The organism is Faecalibacterium faecis (genome assembly GCF_040096475.1).
Classification (GTDB): domain Bacteria; phylum Bacillota; class Clostridia; order Oscillospirales; family Ruminococcaceae; genus Faecalibacterium; species Faecalibacterium taiwanense.
The window spans coordinates 31,141-47,592 of sequence record NZ_JBBMEP010000007.1; the positions used below are offsets into that span (position 1 = coordinate 31,141).

Annotated in this window: 13 protein-coding genes and 5 tRNA genes; 12 read left to right on the forward strand and 6 right to left on the reverse strand. The window is 58.2% G+C overall.

What is annotated here, in order from left to right:
- Window positions 1–107 precede the first annotated feature (107 nt).
- Entirely contained in the window at window positions 108–1,091 is a 984-nt protein-coding gene (locus tag WMO17_RS04925) for a Na/Pi cotransporter family protein (RefSeq protein WP_349137587.1), read from the forward strand.
- Between the two features lie 80 nt (window positions 1,092–1,171).
- Window positions 1,172–1,828, forward strand: coding sequence for a sortase (locus WMO17_RS04930; protein ID WP_097781677.1), 657 nt, complete (start codon window positions 1,172–1,174; stop codon window positions 1,826–1,828).
- A gap of 82 nt (window positions 1,829–1,910) precedes the next feature.
- Here the strand turns inward: WMO17_RS04930 and gltA are convergent, their stop codons facing one another.
- Both gltA and WMO17_RS04940 read right to left on the reverse strand, forming a co-directional pair.
- Window positions 1,911–3,305: an NADPH-dependent glutamate synthase gene (gene gltA, locus WMO17_RS04935; protein WP_005945766.1), complete on the reverse strand. Its 1,395-nt coding sequence runs from the start codon at window positions 3,303–3,305 to the stop codon at window positions 1,911–1,913.
- Between the two features lies 1 nt (window position 3,306).
- Window positions 3,307–4,149, reverse strand: a complete 843-nt coding sequence (locus WMO17_RS04940) for a sulfide/dihydroorotate dehydrogenase-like FAD/NAD-binding protein (RefSeq protein WP_044954207.1) — start codon at window positions 4,147–4,149, stop codon at window positions 3,307–3,309.
- Window positions 4,150–4,490: 341 nt separating this feature from the next.
- Here WMO17_RS04940 and WMO17_RS04945 point away from each other — a divergent pair.
- From WMO17_RS04945 to WMO17_RS04965, 5 genes are all read left to right on the forward strand, one after another.
- Window positions 4,491–4,566: transfer RNA gene (locus WMO17_RS04945), tRNA-Gly, on the forward strand.
- Between the two features lie 6 nt (window positions 4,567–4,572).
- Window positions 4,573–4,648: transfer RNA gene (locus WMO17_RS04950), tRNA-Val, on the forward strand.
- Window positions 4,649–4,651: 3 nt separating this feature from the next.
- Window positions 4,652–4,725 (forward strand) — tRNA-Asp (locus WMO17_RS04955).
- 169 nt (window positions 4,726–4,894) lie between these two features.
- Window positions 4,895–4,970: transfer RNA gene (locus WMO17_RS04960), tRNA-Phe, on the forward strand.
- Between the two features lie 30 nt (window positions 4,971–5,000).
- Window positions 5,001–5,076: transfer RNA gene (locus WMO17_RS04965), tRNA-Gly, on the forward strand.
- Window positions 5,077–5,268: 192 nt separating this feature from the next.
- On the opposite strand, the gene WMO17_RS04970 is transcribed toward WMO17_RS04965, so the two are convergent.
- The gene (locus WMO17_RS04970) at window positions 5,269–6,258 is read right to left on the reverse strand and encodes a nucleoid-associated protein (RefSeq protein ID WP_005945773.1); all 990 of its coding nucleotides are present in this window, start codon (window positions 6,256–6,258) and stop codon (window positions 5,269–5,271) included.
- A gap of 143 nt (window positions 6,259–6,401) precedes the next feature.
- On the opposite strand from WMO17_RS04970, the gene WMO17_RS04975 reads away from it, so the two are divergent.
- Entirely contained in the window at window positions 6,402–6,779 is a 378-nt protein-coding gene (locus WMO17_RS04975) for a PH domain-containing protein (RefSeq protein WP_097775338.1), read from the forward strand.
- 83 nt (window positions 6,780–6,862) lie between these two features.
- On the opposite strand, the gene WMO17_RS04980 is transcribed toward WMO17_RS04975, so the two are convergent.
- Complete coding sequence (locus WMO17_RS04980) at window positions 6,863–8,026, reverse strand: MFS transporter (RefSeq protein ID WP_349137588.1); 1,164 nt, start codon at window positions 8,024–8,026, stop codon at window positions 6,863–6,865.
- Between the two features lie 170 nt (window positions 8,027–8,196).
- Here WMO17_RS04980 and WMO17_RS04985 point away from each other — a divergent pair, with 170 nt between their 5' ends.
- Genes WMO17_RS04985 through WMO17_RS04995 form a run of 3 tightly spaced genes read left to right on the forward strand, consistent with a single transcriptional unit; the run spans window position 8,197 to window position 11,889 of the window.
- Entirely contained in the window at window positions 8,197–9,186 is a 990-nt protein-coding gene (locus WMO17_RS04985; protein WP_242961888.1) for an AraC family transcriptional regulator, read from the forward strand.
- A gap of 18 nt (window positions 9,187–9,204) precedes the next feature.
- Entirely contained in the window at window positions 9,205–9,390 is a 186-nt protein-coding gene (locus tag WMO17_RS04990; RefSeq protein ID WP_349137607.1) for a hypothetical protein, read from the forward strand.
- An 18-nt stretch (window positions 9,391–9,408) separates the two neighbouring features.
- A complete protein-coding gene (locus tag WMO17_RS04995) occupies window positions 9,409–11,889 on the forward strand; it encodes an excinuclease ABC subunit UvrA (protein ID WP_349137589.1) in 2,481 nt (826 codons plus the stop codon).
- A gap of 59 nt (window positions 11,890–11,948) precedes the next feature.
- Here WMO17_RS04995 and WMO17_RS05000 read toward each other — a convergent pair whose 3' ends face one another.
- Together WMO17_RS05000 and WMO17_RS05005 are read right to left on the reverse strand one after the other, a co-directional pair.
- Window positions 11,949–13,037 carry a sugar kinase gene (locus WMO17_RS05000; protein WP_005945787.1) on the reverse strand — a complete coding sequence of 363 codons (1,089 nt, stop codon included), beginning with the start codon at window positions 13,035–13,037 and terminating at the stop codon, window positions 11,949–11,951.
- Between the two features lie 144 nt (window positions 13,038–13,181).
- Window positions 13,182–14,102, reverse strand: a complete 921-nt coding sequence (locus WMO17_RS05005; RefSeq protein WP_337679814.1) for a radical SAM protein — start codon at window positions 14,100–14,102, stop codon at window positions 13,182–13,184.
- Window positions 14,103–14,257: 155 nt separating this feature from the next.
- Here WMO17_RS05005 and WMO17_RS05010 point away from each other — a divergent pair, with 155 nt between their 5' ends.
- Entirely contained in the window at window positions 14,258–16,276 is a 2,019-nt protein-coding gene (locus WMO17_RS05010) for a fructose-bisphosphatase class III (RefSeq protein ID WP_005945791.1), read from the forward strand.
- Window positions 16,277–16,452 lie beyond the last annotated feature (176 nt).

Below are 16,452 nucleotides of genomic sequence, written 5' to 3' on the forward strand. Positions count from 1 at the left end.
GATAATTTTAAAAAAGTTCACAAAAAGGGGAGAACGGCAGAAAGCCTGAACCGCCCGGCAGCTGCATAAATAGAATAAGAAACGTTTCTGCGGGAGGGGCGGCGGCAGTGGAACAGAACCTGACAAGAATTTTTACACTTTTTGGCGGCTTGGCACTGTTTTTATACGGCATGGATGCGCTCAGCCACAGTCTGGAAACAGCGGCAGGCAGCCGCCTGAAAAGCCTGCTGGCCGCTGTGACCGGCAGCCCGGTGCGGGGCGTGCTGGCGGGGGCTGCGGTCACGGCGGTGCTGCAAAGCAGCTCGGCAGTCACGGTGATGGTGCTGGGCTTTGTAAGTGCGGGCCTGCTGACCCTGCGGCAGGCGGTCCCGGTGATCTTTGGCTGCAACATCGGAACCACCGTTACCGCACAGCTGCTGGCTTTCCGGCTGGAAGATATGCGCGGCCTTGTGCTGCTGGCCGGGCTGCTGCTCTGCTTTGCCTGTGCGGGGCGGAAGGCCCGGGCCATTGGCCGGGCGGTGTTCGCCTTTGGCCTGCTGTTCGAGGGCATTGCCGATATGGGCACTGCTATGGAACCGCTGGCGCAAAGCCCGGTGTTTGTGCACTGGCTGGGTCGGGTGCGACAGCACCCATGGCTGGGGCTGCTGGCGGGGCTTGGCATGACCCTGACAGTGCAGAGCAGCTCGGCTACCATTGCCTTGCTGCAGAACTTTGCAGCCCGCCCCGGGCTGGACGGCAGCAGTCTGCTGGGTCTTGCGGGTGCGCTGCCAGTGCTGCTGGGCGATAACATCGGCACCACCATCACGGCAGTGCTGGCATCCTTGAGCGCAAACCGGGACGCAAAGCGGGTGGCTGCGGCCCATGCAGTGTTCAATCTGACCGGCGCGGCGGTGTTCTGCGCCGGTCTGCCGTTGTATGTGCGGCTGACGGCTGCACTTTCGCCCAAAGGGCCGGAGCTTGCCGTGATCGCCCGGCAGATCGCGAATGCGCACACCTTGTTCAATGTGGTGTGCACGCTGGTGTGGCTGCCGCTGACCCCGCTGATGGTGCGGTTTGTGTGCCGCCTTGTGCCGGACCGGGCAGTGCGGTAAGTTTTTACTGGACAAACATACCAATTGCGCATATACTGAAAGGGATGAAACCTACCGCGGAACAAAAAGGAAACATTGCTATGCGACAGAAAATCGGAAGAGTGTGTATGGTGCTGGGCGCGCTGCTGATCCTTGCGGCAGCAGCCCTGCTGGCCTATAACAAGTGGGATGCATCCCGTGCAGACAAGGCCTCGCAGGAGGTGCTGGGCGAGCTGGAGCAGACCCTGAACGCTGCCATTGAGGAAAAGGCAAAATCGGATACCGTGGCGCTGCAGCCGGAGCTGGACCCCACGCAGGAAATGACCGTGACCGAACTGAACGGCTGGGATTACATCGGCTATCTGTCCATTCCGTCCATCGGGCTGGAACTGCCGGTGATGAGCCAGTGGAGCTATGCGGGCCTGAAAATCGCACCGGGCCGTTACTCCGGTTCCACCTATGCGGATAACATGGTGGTCTGCGCCCACAACTATGCAAAGCATTTCAGCCCCATCAAGTGGCTGACCGAGGGCGCGCAGGTCTATTTTACGGATATGGACGGTATGCGCTGGACCTACGAGGTTTCCTATGTGGAAAACCTGCAGCCCACGCAAATTGAAGAAATGACCGAAAAGACGGAGGAGTCCGATGAATGGGATCTGACCCTCTTTACCTGCACCACCGGCGGCAGCGCCCGGTGCGCTGTGCGGTGCGTGCGGACGAGTTACCCGGCGCTCACAACGGAGACCGCAGAATAAGATGCAAAAAATCCCCTGTGCACTGGCACAGGGGATTTTTCATATCCGGTATTCAGTGGGCGGTGCCCATCTTCACAGGGGATTACTTGCTCTGAATGTACTCGTCAATGGCCTTTGCAGCAGCCTTGCCTGCGCCCATGGCCTTGATGACGGTGGCTGCGCCGGTCACGGCATCGCCGCCGGCGTACACACCATCGCGGCTGGTTTTGCCGTCGTCGCCGTCGGTAACGATGCAGCCGTGCTTGTTGGTTTCCAGACCCGGGGTGGTGGAGCGGATCAGCGGGTTGGGGCTGGTGCCCAGACTCATAATGACCGTGTCCACATCCAGCTCGAACTCGCTGCCCTTCTTTTCGATGGGGCGGCGGCGGCCGGAAGCATCCGGCTCGCCCAGCTCCATCTCAATGCAGGTGATGGACTTGACAAAGCCCTCGTCGTTGGCGTGGATCTCCACAGGGTTGCACAGGGTCTTGAAGATGATGCCCTCTTCCTCGGCGTGCTCCACCTCTTCCTTACGGGCGGGCAGCTCAGCCATGCCGCGGCGGTAGACGATGTACACGGTCTCGGCACCCAGACGCAGGGCGCTGCGGGCAGCGTCCATAGCCACGTTGCCGCCGCCCACAACGGCGACCTTTTTGCCGGTGCGGATGGGGGTCTTGCTGGTGGGCAGATAAGCCTTCATCAGGTTGGAGCGGGTCAGGAACTCGTTGGCGGAGTACACGCCCTTCAGGCTCTCGCCGGGGATGCCCATGAAGCGGGGCAGACCGGCACCGGAGCCTACGAACACGGCCTCGTAGCCGTACTCGTCCATCAGCTCGTCGATGGTGAGCACCTTGCCAATGACCATATTGCACTCAAAATCAACGCCCATCTTCTTCAGGCCGTCGATCTCCTGCTGCACGATGGCCTTGGGCAGACGGAACTCAGGGATGCCGTACATCAGCACGCCGCCGGCCACATGCAGGGCCTCGTAAACGGTGACCTTATAGCCAAGCTTTGCCAGATCGCCTGCGGCGGTCAGGCCGGCAGGGCCTGCGCCGATAATGGCCACCTTGTGGCCGTTCCATTCGGGCACGATGGGGGCGGTGTGCACATTCTCACGGTGCCAGTCGGCAACAAAGCGCTCCAGGCGGCCGATGCCCACCGGCTCGTTCTTGATGCCGCGGGTGCACTTGCCCTCGCACTGGCTCTCCTGCGGGCATACACGGCCGCAGACAGCGGGCAGGGAAGAGGAACGGTTGATCACCTGATAAGCGGCTTCAAAGTCGCCCTCGGCCACATGGCCGATGAACTCGGGGATATCGATGCCCACAGGGCAGCCGGTCTGGCAGGGTTTGTTCTTGCAGTGCACGCAGCGCTTTGCTTCGTTCACGGCCATTTCTTCGGTGTAGCCAAGTGCAACTTCCTTAAAGTTCTTGTTGCGCACATTGGGGTCCTGCGTGGGCATGGGGCACTTCTTCGGGTCCATATTGAAAGCCATCTTATTTTACCTCCTGATTGAGCAGATTGCATGCCGCTTCACGGGCGTGTGCCTCAAACGGGCGGTACATGGTGCCGCGGGCCATTGCCTCATCAAAATCCACCAGATCGCCGTCAAAGTCGGGGCCGTCCACGCAGGCGAACTTGGTCTCGCCGCCAACGGTCAGGCGGCAGCCGCCGCACATGCCGGTGCCGTCGATCATGATGGGGTTCATAGAAACGATGCTCTTCAGGCCATGCTTCTGGCAGGTCTTGACCACGAACTTCATCATGATCAGCGGGCCAATGGTGATGACCAGATCGTACTGGTTGCCGGCGGCCACCAGCTCGTCCAGTGCAGCGGTAACAACACCCTTGGTGCCATAGCTGCCGTCGTCGGTCATAATGCGCAGCTCGTCGCTGCAGGCTTTGAACTCGTCCTCAAGGATCAGCAGGTCCTTATTGCGGAAGCCCACCACGCTGTGCACCACACAGCCCTGCTCGTGCAGCTCACGGGCAATGGGCAGAGCGATGGCGCAGCCTACGCCGCCGCCCACGACACATACCTTCTTCAGGCCTTCCACCTCGGTGGCGCGGCCCAGCGGGCCTACAAAGTCGTGGACACTCTGGCCCACCTGCAGGCTGTTCAGCTCCATCGTGGTACCGCCCACGATCTGAAAAATGATATCCACAGTGCCCTTTTCGCGGTCATAACCGGCCACGGTCAGGGGGATGCGCTCGCTGTCCTCAAACGGGCGCACAATGATAAACTGGCCCGGCTTTGCCTTTTTGGCGATCAGCGGGGCTTCAATGACCATCTTCGTCACGGTGGGATTCAGCGCGACTTTTTCAGTGATCTTATACATTGTGTTTGCTCCTTTATGCTGGCTTTTCCTATTTCTGCGCACGAAAACGCGCCTGTATGCCCTCAGCGGCATAACAGACGCAGCTCTTACAGGCGACAAAATGACACTCTCCATTATAATGGTTTACAAAAGGGAAAGCAAATCAATTTTCTTCGTGTATGTCATGACAAACTTGAATGATGACACAGGTGAAGCCCGCAAAAGTGAAGATTTTTGAATACAGACAGGCGGGTTTCCAACTTTTTTGCAGAAAATGCAAATTTGTGGTTGACAATTGCCGGGCGGTACGGTATAATAATCAGCGTCGCCGGTAAACAGTCCGGCACAAACACATGGAATGTGCGGCCGTAGCTCATCTGGTAGAGCGCCACCTTGCCAAGGTGGAGGTAGCGAGTTCGAGCCTCGTCGGCCGCTCCATTTTGTGGAAGTTTAGCTCAGCTGGGAGAGCATCTGCCTTACAAGCAGAGGGTCAGCGGTTCGAGCCCGTTAACTTCCACCATTTGGCCCGGTAGCTCAGTTGGTTAGAGCACCAGCCTGTCACGCTGGGGGTCGTCGGTTCGAGCCCGATCCGGGTCGCTTCGTCGAAAGTCCTGCAGTTCATCGGGCGGTCTTGCAAGCAAGACTGCCGTGATGAACGCCAGACTTTCTCCTCTTCCCCACAAAATCTTGCTTCGCAAGCTTTCGCGGGGGCCCCGAAATTCGTGAGAATCGCTCGGGAGGGTGCAGGGATAATTGCACCGCTTATGCCTCTGTAGCTCAGTCGGTAGAGCAGGGGACTGAAAATCCCCGTGTCATTGGTTCGATTCCGATCGGAGGCACCAGCTAAGGAAATCCAGCAGGGTTTCCAATATGCGGCCGTAGCTCATCTGGTAGAGCGCCACCTTGCCAAGGTGGAGGTAGCGAGTTCGAGCCTCGTCGGCCGCTCCAATACGAAGCCATCGTTGATGCAGAAATGCAAAAACGATGGCTTTTTTGTTGTTCCCCGTTACGGCTCCTTCCTGCGAAAAAAGAAAAGCCGGAAAATCCGCAGATTTTTCGGCTTTTGCAAATATGAAAATAATGATTCCGCTGATATTGTCGGGGCGCGATCCGTGCGCGGAGACAATTTTAAATCGTTTCTTACAGGATCACATTTTTAATGAGCAGCGAAATGCTGCCGTCGTCGCTGTGCAGAAATTCCACCTCGTTGTCCGAGTTGAGCAGTTCGGTGGGAATCTTCACCTCAATGCCGTTGGCGGTGTGGATGCTGCGGCTCTCCATGCGGCGGATGCGCGCAGGGGTCACGGTCACGGGCTGTTCAGGCGCTTCCAGCACATCACTCTTTTCCACATAATCATCAAAGGGCACGGCGGCAAGGGGATATTCCTCTTCCAACTGCTGACGCACCTGCTGGATGGATACCTGATTGTCGTTGTCTGCGGCCTGATTGGCGATCAGCATCGCGACCTGAGCCTCTACGTGGGGCTGATCTGCGTAGTTTTCCTGCACGGCCTGCACGGCGGCTTCCTGAATGGCCTGCAGCTTTTTCTTTTCCGGCTGGGCGGTGGTGTACTGGAACACTACCGTGGAAAGGTAAAAATCCTTGTGGCCGTCGATGTCGAACTTTTTTTCCAGCAGCTTCATGGAGTAGTCGGTCAGATTGACAAGGGCACCTTCCTCCACCTTGCCGCTCTGGCTGGGCAGGCAGGCCCGCTGCTGTATGATGGAGTTCACCGGGGCACCCTCCACATTCTCGGTGTAGTGGGTGTAGCCGTTTTTGTAGTTCAGCTTCAGAATGCCCAGCCACGGCTCGCCATCGCGGGTAAAATCCACCACGGCAAGGTCTGCCCCCGGAATGGTGGTGTGCGCGTGCATGTAGTCGAACAGAACGCCCGCGATGCGGCAGGAGAGGTCCACAAAATCGTGGTTGTGCTCCAGCTCGTTTTTAAAGGCGGAATCCGGTAGCGGGCGGCACTGGCGGATATCGTCGCTGGCAAGCAGCTTTTCGATGTGGTACTGGAAATAGGCGGTCTTTTCGGCGGTCATTTCCATGCCGCTGCCGCTGAGTACAGGCGCATCCATGGTGGTGTCCAGCACGTGCAGAATGGCCTGATGAATGATGATCTCCATGGGAGTTACCTCGTTTTTATAAGAATCTCTTTGGCATACAGTATAGCACAGCCCGGCCCAAAAGGCGAGAGCACATCTTGTAAACCGCCTGCAGGAATGCTACAATAAGGGCAGAAAACCACGCAGGAAAGGGGACAAAAACCATGGAATTCCGTGATAAGCCAATGGAAAATCTCATCCGCCTTCAGGAAAAGGACATCTGCAAAAATGCCCGCGCACTGCTGCTGGACGGTGAGAGCATCGTGGGTGCCTACAAGACGGTGCGCGATCAGGTGATCTTTACCACCCACCGCATCATCATGGTGGATATGCAGGGCGTTACCGGAACCCGGCAGCAGATCTTTGTGCTGCCGTACCGCAAGGTGCTGCACTTCGGCATTCAGACGGCAGGCTTTGGCGACCCGGTGCAGGCATCGCAGCTGACCGTCTGCTTTGCGGACGCACACGAGGCAAAGTTCGGCTTTATCGGCCAGCAGGAACTGTTTGCGGTCGCCAACGCCATCAGCCGGTGCATCCTGTAAATAACTCCTTTAAAACAGCAGGCTCCCCGCCCGAGACCGGACAGGGAGCCTTTTGCTGTATATGAAATGGGAGAATGGCAGAATTAGCAGCGGCTTGTTTTGCGCACCAGCTGTTCGTGCATGAACACCATGAGCACCAGCAGTGCCAGCAGATAAAATGGGAACAGTGCAGGAGTGATATTGTTTGCCAGCAGGCCGAACAGCGGCGGCATGGCCAGATTGCCCACATAGGCGCTTGCCATCTGGATGCCAATGACTGCCTGCGATCTGTCTGCACCGAAGTGCTCCGGCGTGGAGTGGATGATGCTGGGATAGATGGGCGCACAGCCAAGCCCCACCAGAACAAGACCGCACAGGGCAAGCACCTGCGGCCCGGGCAGCAGCAGCGCCAGCACGCCTGCGGACAGAATGCACTGACCCATGCGGATCATCTGCGTATCGTTGAATTTCAGGGTCAAAAAGCCGCAGGCGGCGCGCCCGGCGGTGATGCCGATGTAGAACAGGCTGGCAAAGCTGGCGGCAGTGTCGGCGGCAACGCCTTTCGTCAGTGTGAGGTAGCTGCTGGCCCACAGACCGGCCGTGGTCTCCAATGCACAGTAGCAGAAGAAGCACAGCATCACCTCTCTGGCACCCGGCAGACGGAATACCTGTCCAAGGCTCAACGCCCGCGTCGAAGCAGTTTCGGTGTCGGTGCCTGCAGTACGGCTCTGCCATAGCGGCAAACTGAAAAAGAGCACTGCGCTCAGCAGGATCTGGAACAGGGCAATGTACCGGTAGCCGGATGTCCACGGCTCGCCGCCTGCCAGCACCCGGCCCATGACCATGGGGCTGATCATGGTGCCGATGCCCCACATGCAGTGCAGCCAGCTCATGTGGCGGCTTTTATAATGTAAGGCAACATAGTTGTTCAGGGCCGCGTCCACGCTGCCTGCACCCAGCCCATAGGGCACGGCCCACAGGCAGAGCATCCAGAACTGTGTGGAGACCGAAAAGCCGAACAGCGCGGCAGCTGTCATGGCCACACTGAGGGCGGTCACTTTTCCGGTACCCAGCGCACGGGTGAGCCGGTCGCTGTTCAGGCTGGAAACAATGGTGCCAAAGGAGATGATCATGGAGATCAGCCCCGCATAGGACACCGGCACACCGAGCGCCGGATACATGGAGGGCCACGCCGACCCCAGCAGGGAATCCGGCAGGCCCAGACTGATGAATGAGATGTAAATGATCGGAAGCAGAAGCTGTACCATAAATCTTGAGTTCCTCCGGGAAGCGTGTTATACTTGCAATGCATCTTATACTTTGCTGATGTAATAATATCACACATCGGAGCGGAATATTAGGATAAAAACGCCCGATTGATACAACAAAACCGGCGCGGATGCGGATGTGCACCTTGACGGAAAGGAGATGGCTGATCGTGGCATTTCAGACCAGCTGTGCAGCAGCGGGCGGGCTCAACTGCCTGCCGGATGTTGTGGCGGATGACGAGGGCAGGGAACTGGTGCAGCACGGCAGCGCACTGTTTCCTATTGCCTGTTATGAAGAGGACCTCAAAAGCTACTCGGTAGCATGGCATTGGCATGAAGAGTTTGAATACATCCTTGCCGTAAAAGGCCCGCTGGCGGTGGACGTGAGCAAAGCCCGGCTGGTTTTGCAGACCGGGCAGGGCGTGTTTGTCAATTCCGGAGTGTTCCATGCGGTGGAGCAGGCTGAGACCGGGGATGCCCTGCTGCATTCCGGGGTATTCCATCCGCGCCTGATCGGCGGCATGGATACCATCTTCTGGCAAAAGCTCGTACATCCGCTGCTTCAGCCGGGAGCGCCGGCGTTCTTTCTGCTGGACGAGGCAGACGACGGGCAGAAGGCCGTGCTCTGCCATTTGCGGGAAGTCTGGGACGCAGTGGCCCAAGAGGTCTTTGACTATGAGAATCAGGCGCGGTACCATCTTTCGGCGGCGGTGCATCTGCTGGGAATGCAGTGCGAGGGTGGAAAAACAAAGGTCTCTCAGCAGGAGCAGATCGCGGCCCAGCGCATGAAACAGATGCTGCGTTTTGTGGAAGAGCATTATGCTGAGGAACTGAACGTGGAGCGCATTTCCGACTGCGTGGCCCTGAGTGAGAGCGCCTGCCTGCGCAGCTTCCGGCAGCTGCTGGGGATCACACCCATCCAGTATGTCAAGCAGTACCGCATTGAAAAGGCCGCCGAGCTGCTGCTTTCCACCAGCATGAAGATCGGCGAGATCGGTGCCGACTGCGGCTTTTCAGATACCAGCTACTTTACAAAGACCTTCCGGGAGATCAAGCACTGCACGCCCAGAGAGTACCGTCAGAAGTTTGCAGGAAGAGAGCAGTCTCTTTCAAGGCGGGACGGCGGCAGAGCCAGTGCACCGGCTGAAACAGCGTTATAAAAAGGAGAATCGGAAACAATGCAGCGTAGTTTGACCAAAGGCCCCATCACCGGCAGCATTTTGCTGTTTGCTCTGCCGCTGATGCGGGCCTATCTGCTTTCGGCCACGCCGCTGGGTGTTACCGGCATCTGGCTCAGCGTGCCCATCGGCTGGGCGCTGGCAGATATCATCGGCATTGGGTACTATTTAAAAAAGAATCGGTGACAGCAGGGGGGAGAGAAGATGGTCGACCATATCAGGATCCGCGGCGCGCGGGTGCACAACCTGAAAAACGTGAATGTGGATGTGCCGCTGGGCAAAATCGTGGGTGTGGCGGGCGTGTCCGGTTCGGGCAAGTCCAGCCTTGCGCTGGGCGTGCTTTACGCCGAAGGCTCCCGCCGGTATCTGGACGCACTTTCCACCTATACGCGCCGCCGCATGACGCAGGCGGCAAAGGCATCGGTGGACGAAGTGCTGTATGTTCCGGCTGCACTGGCACTGCATCAGCGGCCCGCTGTGCCGGGCATCCGCAGCACCTTTGGTACCGGCACGGAACTGCTGAACAGTCTGCGCCTGATGTTCTCCCGTCTTTCCAGCTATCCCTGCCCGCAGTGCGGCCGCTGGCTGGAACCCAGCCTTGCCGTGGCGGCAGAAAAGCCGCTGCTCTGCCCGCAGTGCGGTGCCAGCGTGCGTGCGCTTTCCGCTGAAGAATTTGCCTTCAACAGTCAGGGGGCCTGCCGTACCTGCAGCGGTACCGGCATGGTGATGACCGTGGACGAGAGCACCCTTGTGCCGGACGATTCTCTTACGATCGACGAAGGTGCCGTGGCCCCGTGGAAGAGCCTGATGTGGTCGCTGATGGTGGATATCTGCCGGGAGATGGGCGTGCGCACCGATGTGCCCTTCCGCGACCTGACCGACCGGGAAAAGGATATCGTTTTCCATGGCCCGGCGGAGAAAAAGCACATTTTTTATCATAACAAAAATTCCAATCAGGCCGGGGAGCTGGATTTTACCTATTTCAATGCCACCTATACCGTGGAGAACGCCCTCTCCAAGGTCAAGGATGAAAAGGGCATGAAGCGGGTGGAAAAGTTCCTGCGGCAAGGCATCTGCCCGGACTGCGGCGGCACCCGGCTGTGTAATGCGGCTCGTACCCCAAAGCTGCGGGGCATCACGCTGGACAAGGCTTGTCAGATGACTCTTGTGCAGCTTACCGATTGGGTGGCGGGTGTGCCGGACAGTCTGCCGGAAGAGATGCGGCCCATGGCCCGCAATATCTGCGAATCCTTCCAGACGGCAGCGGCACGGCTGCTCTCGCTGGGCCTTGGCTACCTGACGCTGGACCGCTCCGCTTCCACTCTTTCCACCGGTGAGCGCCAGCGGATGCAGCTGGCCCGTGCGGTGCGCAACCGTACCACCGGTGTGCTCTATGTGCTGGACGAGCCGTCCATCGGCCTGCATCCTTCTAACATTGAAGGCCTGACCGATGTGATGCACGACCTTGTGGCCGACGGCAACTCGGTGGTGCTGGTGGATCACGATACCCAAATTTTGAAGGAAGCTGACTGGCTGATCGAGATGGGGCCGGAAGCCGGTGCAAAGGGTGGACATGTGATCGCGCAGGGCAGTATTCCGGAAATTGAACAGAACGCGGCTTCTCAGATCGGCCCGTTTCTTGCAGGCAGGGCGGGGGTGAACGCCCGGCCTCATGTGCCGGAAAATGAACTGTTTGCACAGGGCCGCATCCATCTGGCAACCTCGGCCATCCATACTGTGAAGCCGCTGGAACTGGAACTGCCCAAGGGGCGGCTGACCGTGGTTACGGGTGTGTCCGGCAGCGGCAAGACCACCCTGATTTTGGAAAGCCTGGTCCCGGCCTTGCAGGCAAAGGTGAACGGTACAGCCCTGCCAGCGCATGTGAAAAGCGTGGAGGCCGAGGAAATCGCGCAGGTGAAGCTGATCGATGCAACGCCCATCGGCATCAATGTGCGCTCCACCGTGGCCACCTATGCCAATGTGCACGATGAGCTGCGCAAGCTGTTTGCCAAAACGCAGGATGCCAAAAACCACGGCTATAAGGCGGGCGATTTCTCCTACAACACCGGTAAGCTGCGGTGCCCCACCTGTGACGGCACCGGCGTCATCAGTTTGGATGTGCAGTTTTTGCCGGACGTAGAAGTGCCCTGCCCGGACTGCGGCGGTTCGCGTTACAGCCGGGAAGCGGCGGCAGTGAAGCTGCCCACGGCGAACGGCGAACCAGCCTCCATGGCCGACCTGATGGACATGGATGTGTCCACTGCATTGGAAGCCTGTGCGGACTGCAAGCTTGTGCGCCAGCGCCTGCAGGTACTGAAAGAATTGGGCCTTGGCTACCTGACCCTTGGCGAGGAGACACCCAGCCTTTCCGGCGGCGAAGCCCAGCGGCTGAAGCTTGCCAGCGAGATGGGCAAGGGGCAGGCAGACAGTGTGTTCGTGTTCGATGAACCCACCATCGGCCTGCATCCGCTGGATGTACAGACCCTGCTGGGTGTGTTCCAGAAGCTGATCGGGAACGGTGCCACCGTGGTGGTCATTGAGCATGATCTGGATGTGATCCGCAATGCGGATTACCTTGTGGATATGGGGCCGGGCGGCGGCGATGCCGGCGGACGCATCGTGGCGGCAGGTACGCCGGAACAGGTGAGACAGAACCCGGAGAGCATCACCGGGCGGTATATCTGATAGAAAAAGCAACGCCCGCCGGGTCTCCCCGGCGGGCGTTCTCTGTACGGCGATAAAACTTACCGCTTGATATCGTAGTTCATGTTCATCAGGTTGCGGATAGTGCTCACATCATCGGTGATGTTGGCATCGCCGTGGATGGTGTGCTTGATGGCACTGCTTGCCACCGCAAAGTTGATCATATCCATGGCTCTGTAGTTGTGCAGCATGGCGTAGATCAGGCCGCTGGCAAAGGCATCGCCGCCGCCCACGCGGTCAAGGATATTAAAGGTGAACAGCTTGCTCTCGAAGGTGTGGCCGTCGTACCACATGAAAGCCTTCAGGCTGTTCTCGCTGCCGCTGTGCGCATAACGCACATGGCGGGCAATGCACTTGAGGTTGGGATACCGCTCGATGAAGTGCTGGAAAATCTCGTCCTGCTGCTCATAGCTGGGCTGCAGAGGCACGCCGTCCTTCCAGTCGCCCTTGGAGTGGTCGCTCTCATCCTTCCACAGGTGGTACGGCTCAATGCCAAGCAGCACATCCACATAGGGCAGGCACTCGGTGCAGAAATCGCGGGCTTCTTCCCAGCTCCACAGGGTGGAGCGGAAATTGCCGTCGAAGCTGACGGTCAGGCCCTTGTTTTTGGCGACCTTGAGCATATCCAGAATGAGGGTGCGGCAGTTGGGTGCCAGTGCCGGGGTGATGCCGCTCAGGTGCAGCCAGTCGTAGCCGTCCAGCAAAGCATCCAGATCCACCTGCGAGAAATCGTACTCAGTAATGGCACTGTGCTTGCGGTCATAGATGACCTTGGACGGGCGGATGCCGTAGCCGGTCTCCAGATAATAAGTACCAAGACGGTTGGAAGGAGTCTCGTTCGGCTCGGTCAGGATCATAGGGGTGCAGTGCACGTCGTTGGAACGCAGCCAGCGCACGGCGCTCTTGCCCAGACTGTTGTTGGGCACCACGCTGAAGAAGGTGCTGTCCACACCAAGGTTAGCCAGTGCCAGTGCAATGTTGGCCTCGCTGCCGCCGTAGCTGGCCTCAAAGCCGGATGCCATACGGATCTTCTCGTAGTTCGGCGGGGTCAGGCGCAGCATGATCTCACCGCAGGTGATGAATTTCTGGCCGGTGGTATCGTTGCCAAGGATCGGGTTGAAATGTTCCATAACGCTCCTCCTGATATTTACAGCTCATCAGAGTTCTGTTAACACATCGTTGTATCCATTATAATCCGGCCCGGATGGGATTGCAAGCATTTCCGCGGGGATGCAAGAGAAAATAATCAGCCTTTTTTGGGAGATTTGACGAATTCATACCCCTGTCAAATCGAAAGAAGGCGTATACTCTTCCTTTGCGCTGCTCTTCTGCTGCATGTAGCCCTGCGCCAGTCCCTTGTCCATGGCATAGTTGACCACCCGGCGGTATTCATAGGTGGTAATGCGCCGTCCGATGCCGTGCTCTGCGGCCTTGTAAAACGGTGTGTACTGGCTCATGACGCTGGGGATGAAGCATCCGGGGTCTGCATCGTTCCACGCGGCCATCTGGTCAAGCACCGCAAAGCTGTCGTCAACATGGCCGGGCAGGGCAAGGTGCCGCAGAATGACCCCCTTTTGCAGGATGCCCTCTGCATTGAACACCGGGTGCCCGGCCTGTGCCATCATGGCTTCAATGGCGGGCTTTGCCTGCGCAAAATAGTCCGGTGCAGAGGAAAGCTCTGCCGAGAGGGCGGAGGAGACGTATTTCAGGTCGGCCAGCCAGATGTCGATGTATCCGCGCCATGCTTCCACGCTTTCCACCGTTTCGTAGCCGCCGGTGTTGCATACGATGGGCAGATGCAGGCCCTTAGCCCGGGCAATATCCAGCGCGGCAATGATCCAGGGCCGCCACTGGCCGGGTGTGACCAGATTGATGTTGTTGGCACCCTGCTCCTGCAGATTCAGGAAAATCTCTGCCAGATGTTCCACGCTGATCTCCTTGCCAAGGCCCTCGGCGCTGATGGGATAGTTCTGGCAGAAGCAGCATTTGAGGGTGCAGCCGGAAAAGAACACCGTGCCGCTGCCCTTTGTGCCGCTGATGCATGGCTCCTCCCAGTAGTGCAGGGCAGCGCGGGCTGCTTTTAAGGTGCCGCCCGCGCCGCAGAAACCGGTGCGTCCGGCAGCACGGTCGGCCTCGCACCGGCGCGGGCAGAGGGTGCAGGAAGAGGGAACGGAGACGAAATCGCTTTTCGGCATAATATCCAAAGTCCTTTGCTGAAAGTTTGTCAGCCCCAGTATACCACTTTTCGCCCCGGACGTGCTATACTATAAGATAAGGAAAAAATAATACATATGGAAAGCAACATCTTTGCAAGGTCCTTGTGGCGGACTGCGGCAGAGAGAACGTTGTGATGGAGGAGACCATGCGCACCGAAACCGATGAGATCCGCGATAATCTCAAGTACCTGACCCTGCTCTCGCGGGATTATCCTTCGCAGGCGGCGGCAGCCAGCGAGATCATCAGCACGCAGGCACTGCTCAAGCTGCCCAAGGGTACCGAGCACTTCATGAGCGACCTGCACGGCGAGAATGAAGCTTTTGTGCATATTCTGAATTCCGCTTCCGGTGTCATTCGCGAAAAAGTGGATCAGGTGCTGGGCGATACCGTGCCAAAGCATACCCGCGCCGAGCTGGCAACGCTGATCTATTACCCCAACGAAAAGCTGCCCCAGCTCAAGGCACGCTGTACCAGCGAGGAAGCGCTGGATCAGTGGTACACCGAAACGCTGCTGAGGCTTATTGATATCTGCCGTCTGGTGTCCTCCAAGCATACCCGCGACCATGTGCGCAGATGCCTGCCTGCCAGCTGCGGCTACATTCTGGACGAGCTGCTCCACGCCCATTTTGAGGATCACGACAAGGATCTGTACTACGGCCAGATCGTGGGCAGCATCATTGAAAATGGCCGCGCCGACCGCTTTATCGTGCGGCTGTGTGAGCTGATCAAGCATCTGGCAGTGGACAAGCTGCACATCGTGGGCGACCTGTTCGACCGCGGCCCACGCCCGGATATCATCCTCGATCTGCTCATGCGCCACCACAATGTGGATATCCAGTGGGGCAACCACGATGTAGTATGGATGGGTGCCGCTGCGGGCAGCCCCATCTGCATCTGCACGGTGCTCAAGACCACGCTGGCTTATCATAACCACGGAATGCTGGAGGACTGCTACGGCATCAACCTACGCCATCTGCAGCGCATGGCCGAGCAGTTCTACGGCAATGATGATCTTTCCATCTGGATGCCTCATACCGATGCGGCCCGCGGCCCCTACACCAGGGGAATGCTGCACCGCTGTGCCGTGATGCACAAGGCCATCAGCATTCTGATGTTCAAGCTGGAGTGCTATGTCATTGACCGCAACCCGGACTTCCAGATGCTGGAGCGAGATTATCTGCGCCGCATCGACTGGGAAAAGCACACGGTAAAGATCGGCGAAAAGGAGTATCCGCTGCGGGATACCTCGTTCCCCACGGTGGACCCCGCCGACCCGGCCGCACTGCACCCGGATGAACAGCTGGTGCTGCGCAAGCTGGTGCAGTCCTTCCGCCAGAGCGAAAAACTGCAGCAGCATGTGGAATTTCTCTATGCAAAGGGCAGCGTGTACCACATTGAGAACGGCAACCTGCTCTACCATGGCGCTGTGCCCATGACCAGCCGCGGCACCTTTGCCATGGAGCGCTTTGAGGGCCGCTACTACTCCGGCCGCGCACTGATGGACTACTGTGATGCCCGCGCCCGCCGGGGCTACTATGCACCGGAAGGCAGCGCTGCCCGCCAGAGCGGACAGGATTTTTTGTGGTATCTGTGGTGCGGCAAGCTTTCGCCGCTGTTTGGCCGCAGTGCCATGACCACATTTGAGCGGCTCTATGTAGAGGACGCTTCCACCCACACCGAGGTGAAGGACCCCTATTATACATGGTATAACGATGAGGCCGTCTGCCGCCGCATTCTGGCCGAGTTTGGCCTGCCCGGTGCCAGTCACATCGTCAACGGCCATGTGCCGGTGCGGGAAAAGAACGGCGAAAGCCCCATCAAGGGCGGCGGACGGCTGGTGGTGATCGACGGCGGTTTCTGCCGTGCCTACCACGAAAAGACCGGCATTGCGGGCTACACGCTGGTGTATTCCAGCCGCACCATGTCCCTGCGCACCCATCAGCCCTTTGAAAGTGCTGAGAAAGCGGTGAAGGATAATCTGGATATCATTTCCCAGAAAAACATTCTGGAGACCGAAAATCATCGCATTCTCGTGGAGGACACCGACGAGGGCGAGGTGCTGCGGGAGCGTGTGCACGACCTCAAGCAGCTGGTGGCTGCCTACCAGCTGGGCTGGATCACTGAGACTCGGTGCGAAGACCACATCTGGTAAAGAAAGCGCAACAGCAATGTATCTGGTTTTTGTAAAATACCTGAAAAAGAAATCAAAATTTTGGAATATCCTGCGCGAAAATGGGCAAAACAGAAAATAATAAAACAACATCAAGCGGGGCTTTGCTTTTTTGTGAAAGTTGTGTATAATAAGATAGCTGTACGTGTACGGCCTTA

Coding starts and splice junctions, on each gene's coding strand:
- WMO17_RS04930 (WP_097781677.1), top strand. CDS start 1,172: ATGCGACAGAAAATCGGAAGAGTGTGTATGGTGCTGGGCGCGCTGCTG.
- gltA (WP_005945766.1), bottom strand. CDS start 3,305: ATGGCTTTCAATATGGACCCGAAGAAGTGCCCCATGCCCACGCAGGAC.
- WMO17_RS04940 (WP_044954207.1), bottom strand. CDS start 4,149: ATGTATAAGATCACTGAAAAAGTCGCGCTGAATCCCACCGTGACGAAG.
- WMO17_RS04970 (WP_005945773.1), bottom strand. CDS start 6,258: ATGGAGATCATCATTCATCAGGCCATTCTGCACGTGCTGGACACCACC.
- WMO17_RS04975 (WP_097775338.1), top strand. CDS start 6,402: ATGGAATTCCGTGATAAGCCAATGGAAAATCTCATCCGCCTTCAGGAA.
- WMO17_RS04980 (WP_349137588.1), bottom strand. CDS start 8,026: ATGGTACAGCTTCTGCTTCCGATCATTTACATCTCATTCATCAGTCTG.
- WMO17_RS04990 (WP_349137607.1), top strand. CDS start 9,205: ATGCAGCGTAGTTTGACCAAAGGCCCCATCACCGGCAGCATTTTGCTG.
- WMO17_RS04995 (WP_349137589.1), top strand. CDS start 9,409: ATGGTCGACCATATCAGGATCCGCGGCGCGCGGGTGCACAACCTGAAA.
- WMO17_RS05000 (WP_005945787.1), bottom strand. CDS start 13,037: ATGGAACATTTCAACCCGATCCTTGGCAACGATACCACCGGCCAGAAA.
- WMO17_RS05005 (WP_337679814.1), bottom strand. CDS start 14,102: ATGCCGAAAAGCGATTTCGTCTCCGTTCCCTCTTCCTGCACCCTCTGC.
- WMO17_RS05010 (WP_005945791.1), top strand. CDS start 14,258: ATGGAGGAGACCATGCGCACCGAAACCGATGAGATCCGCGATAATCTC.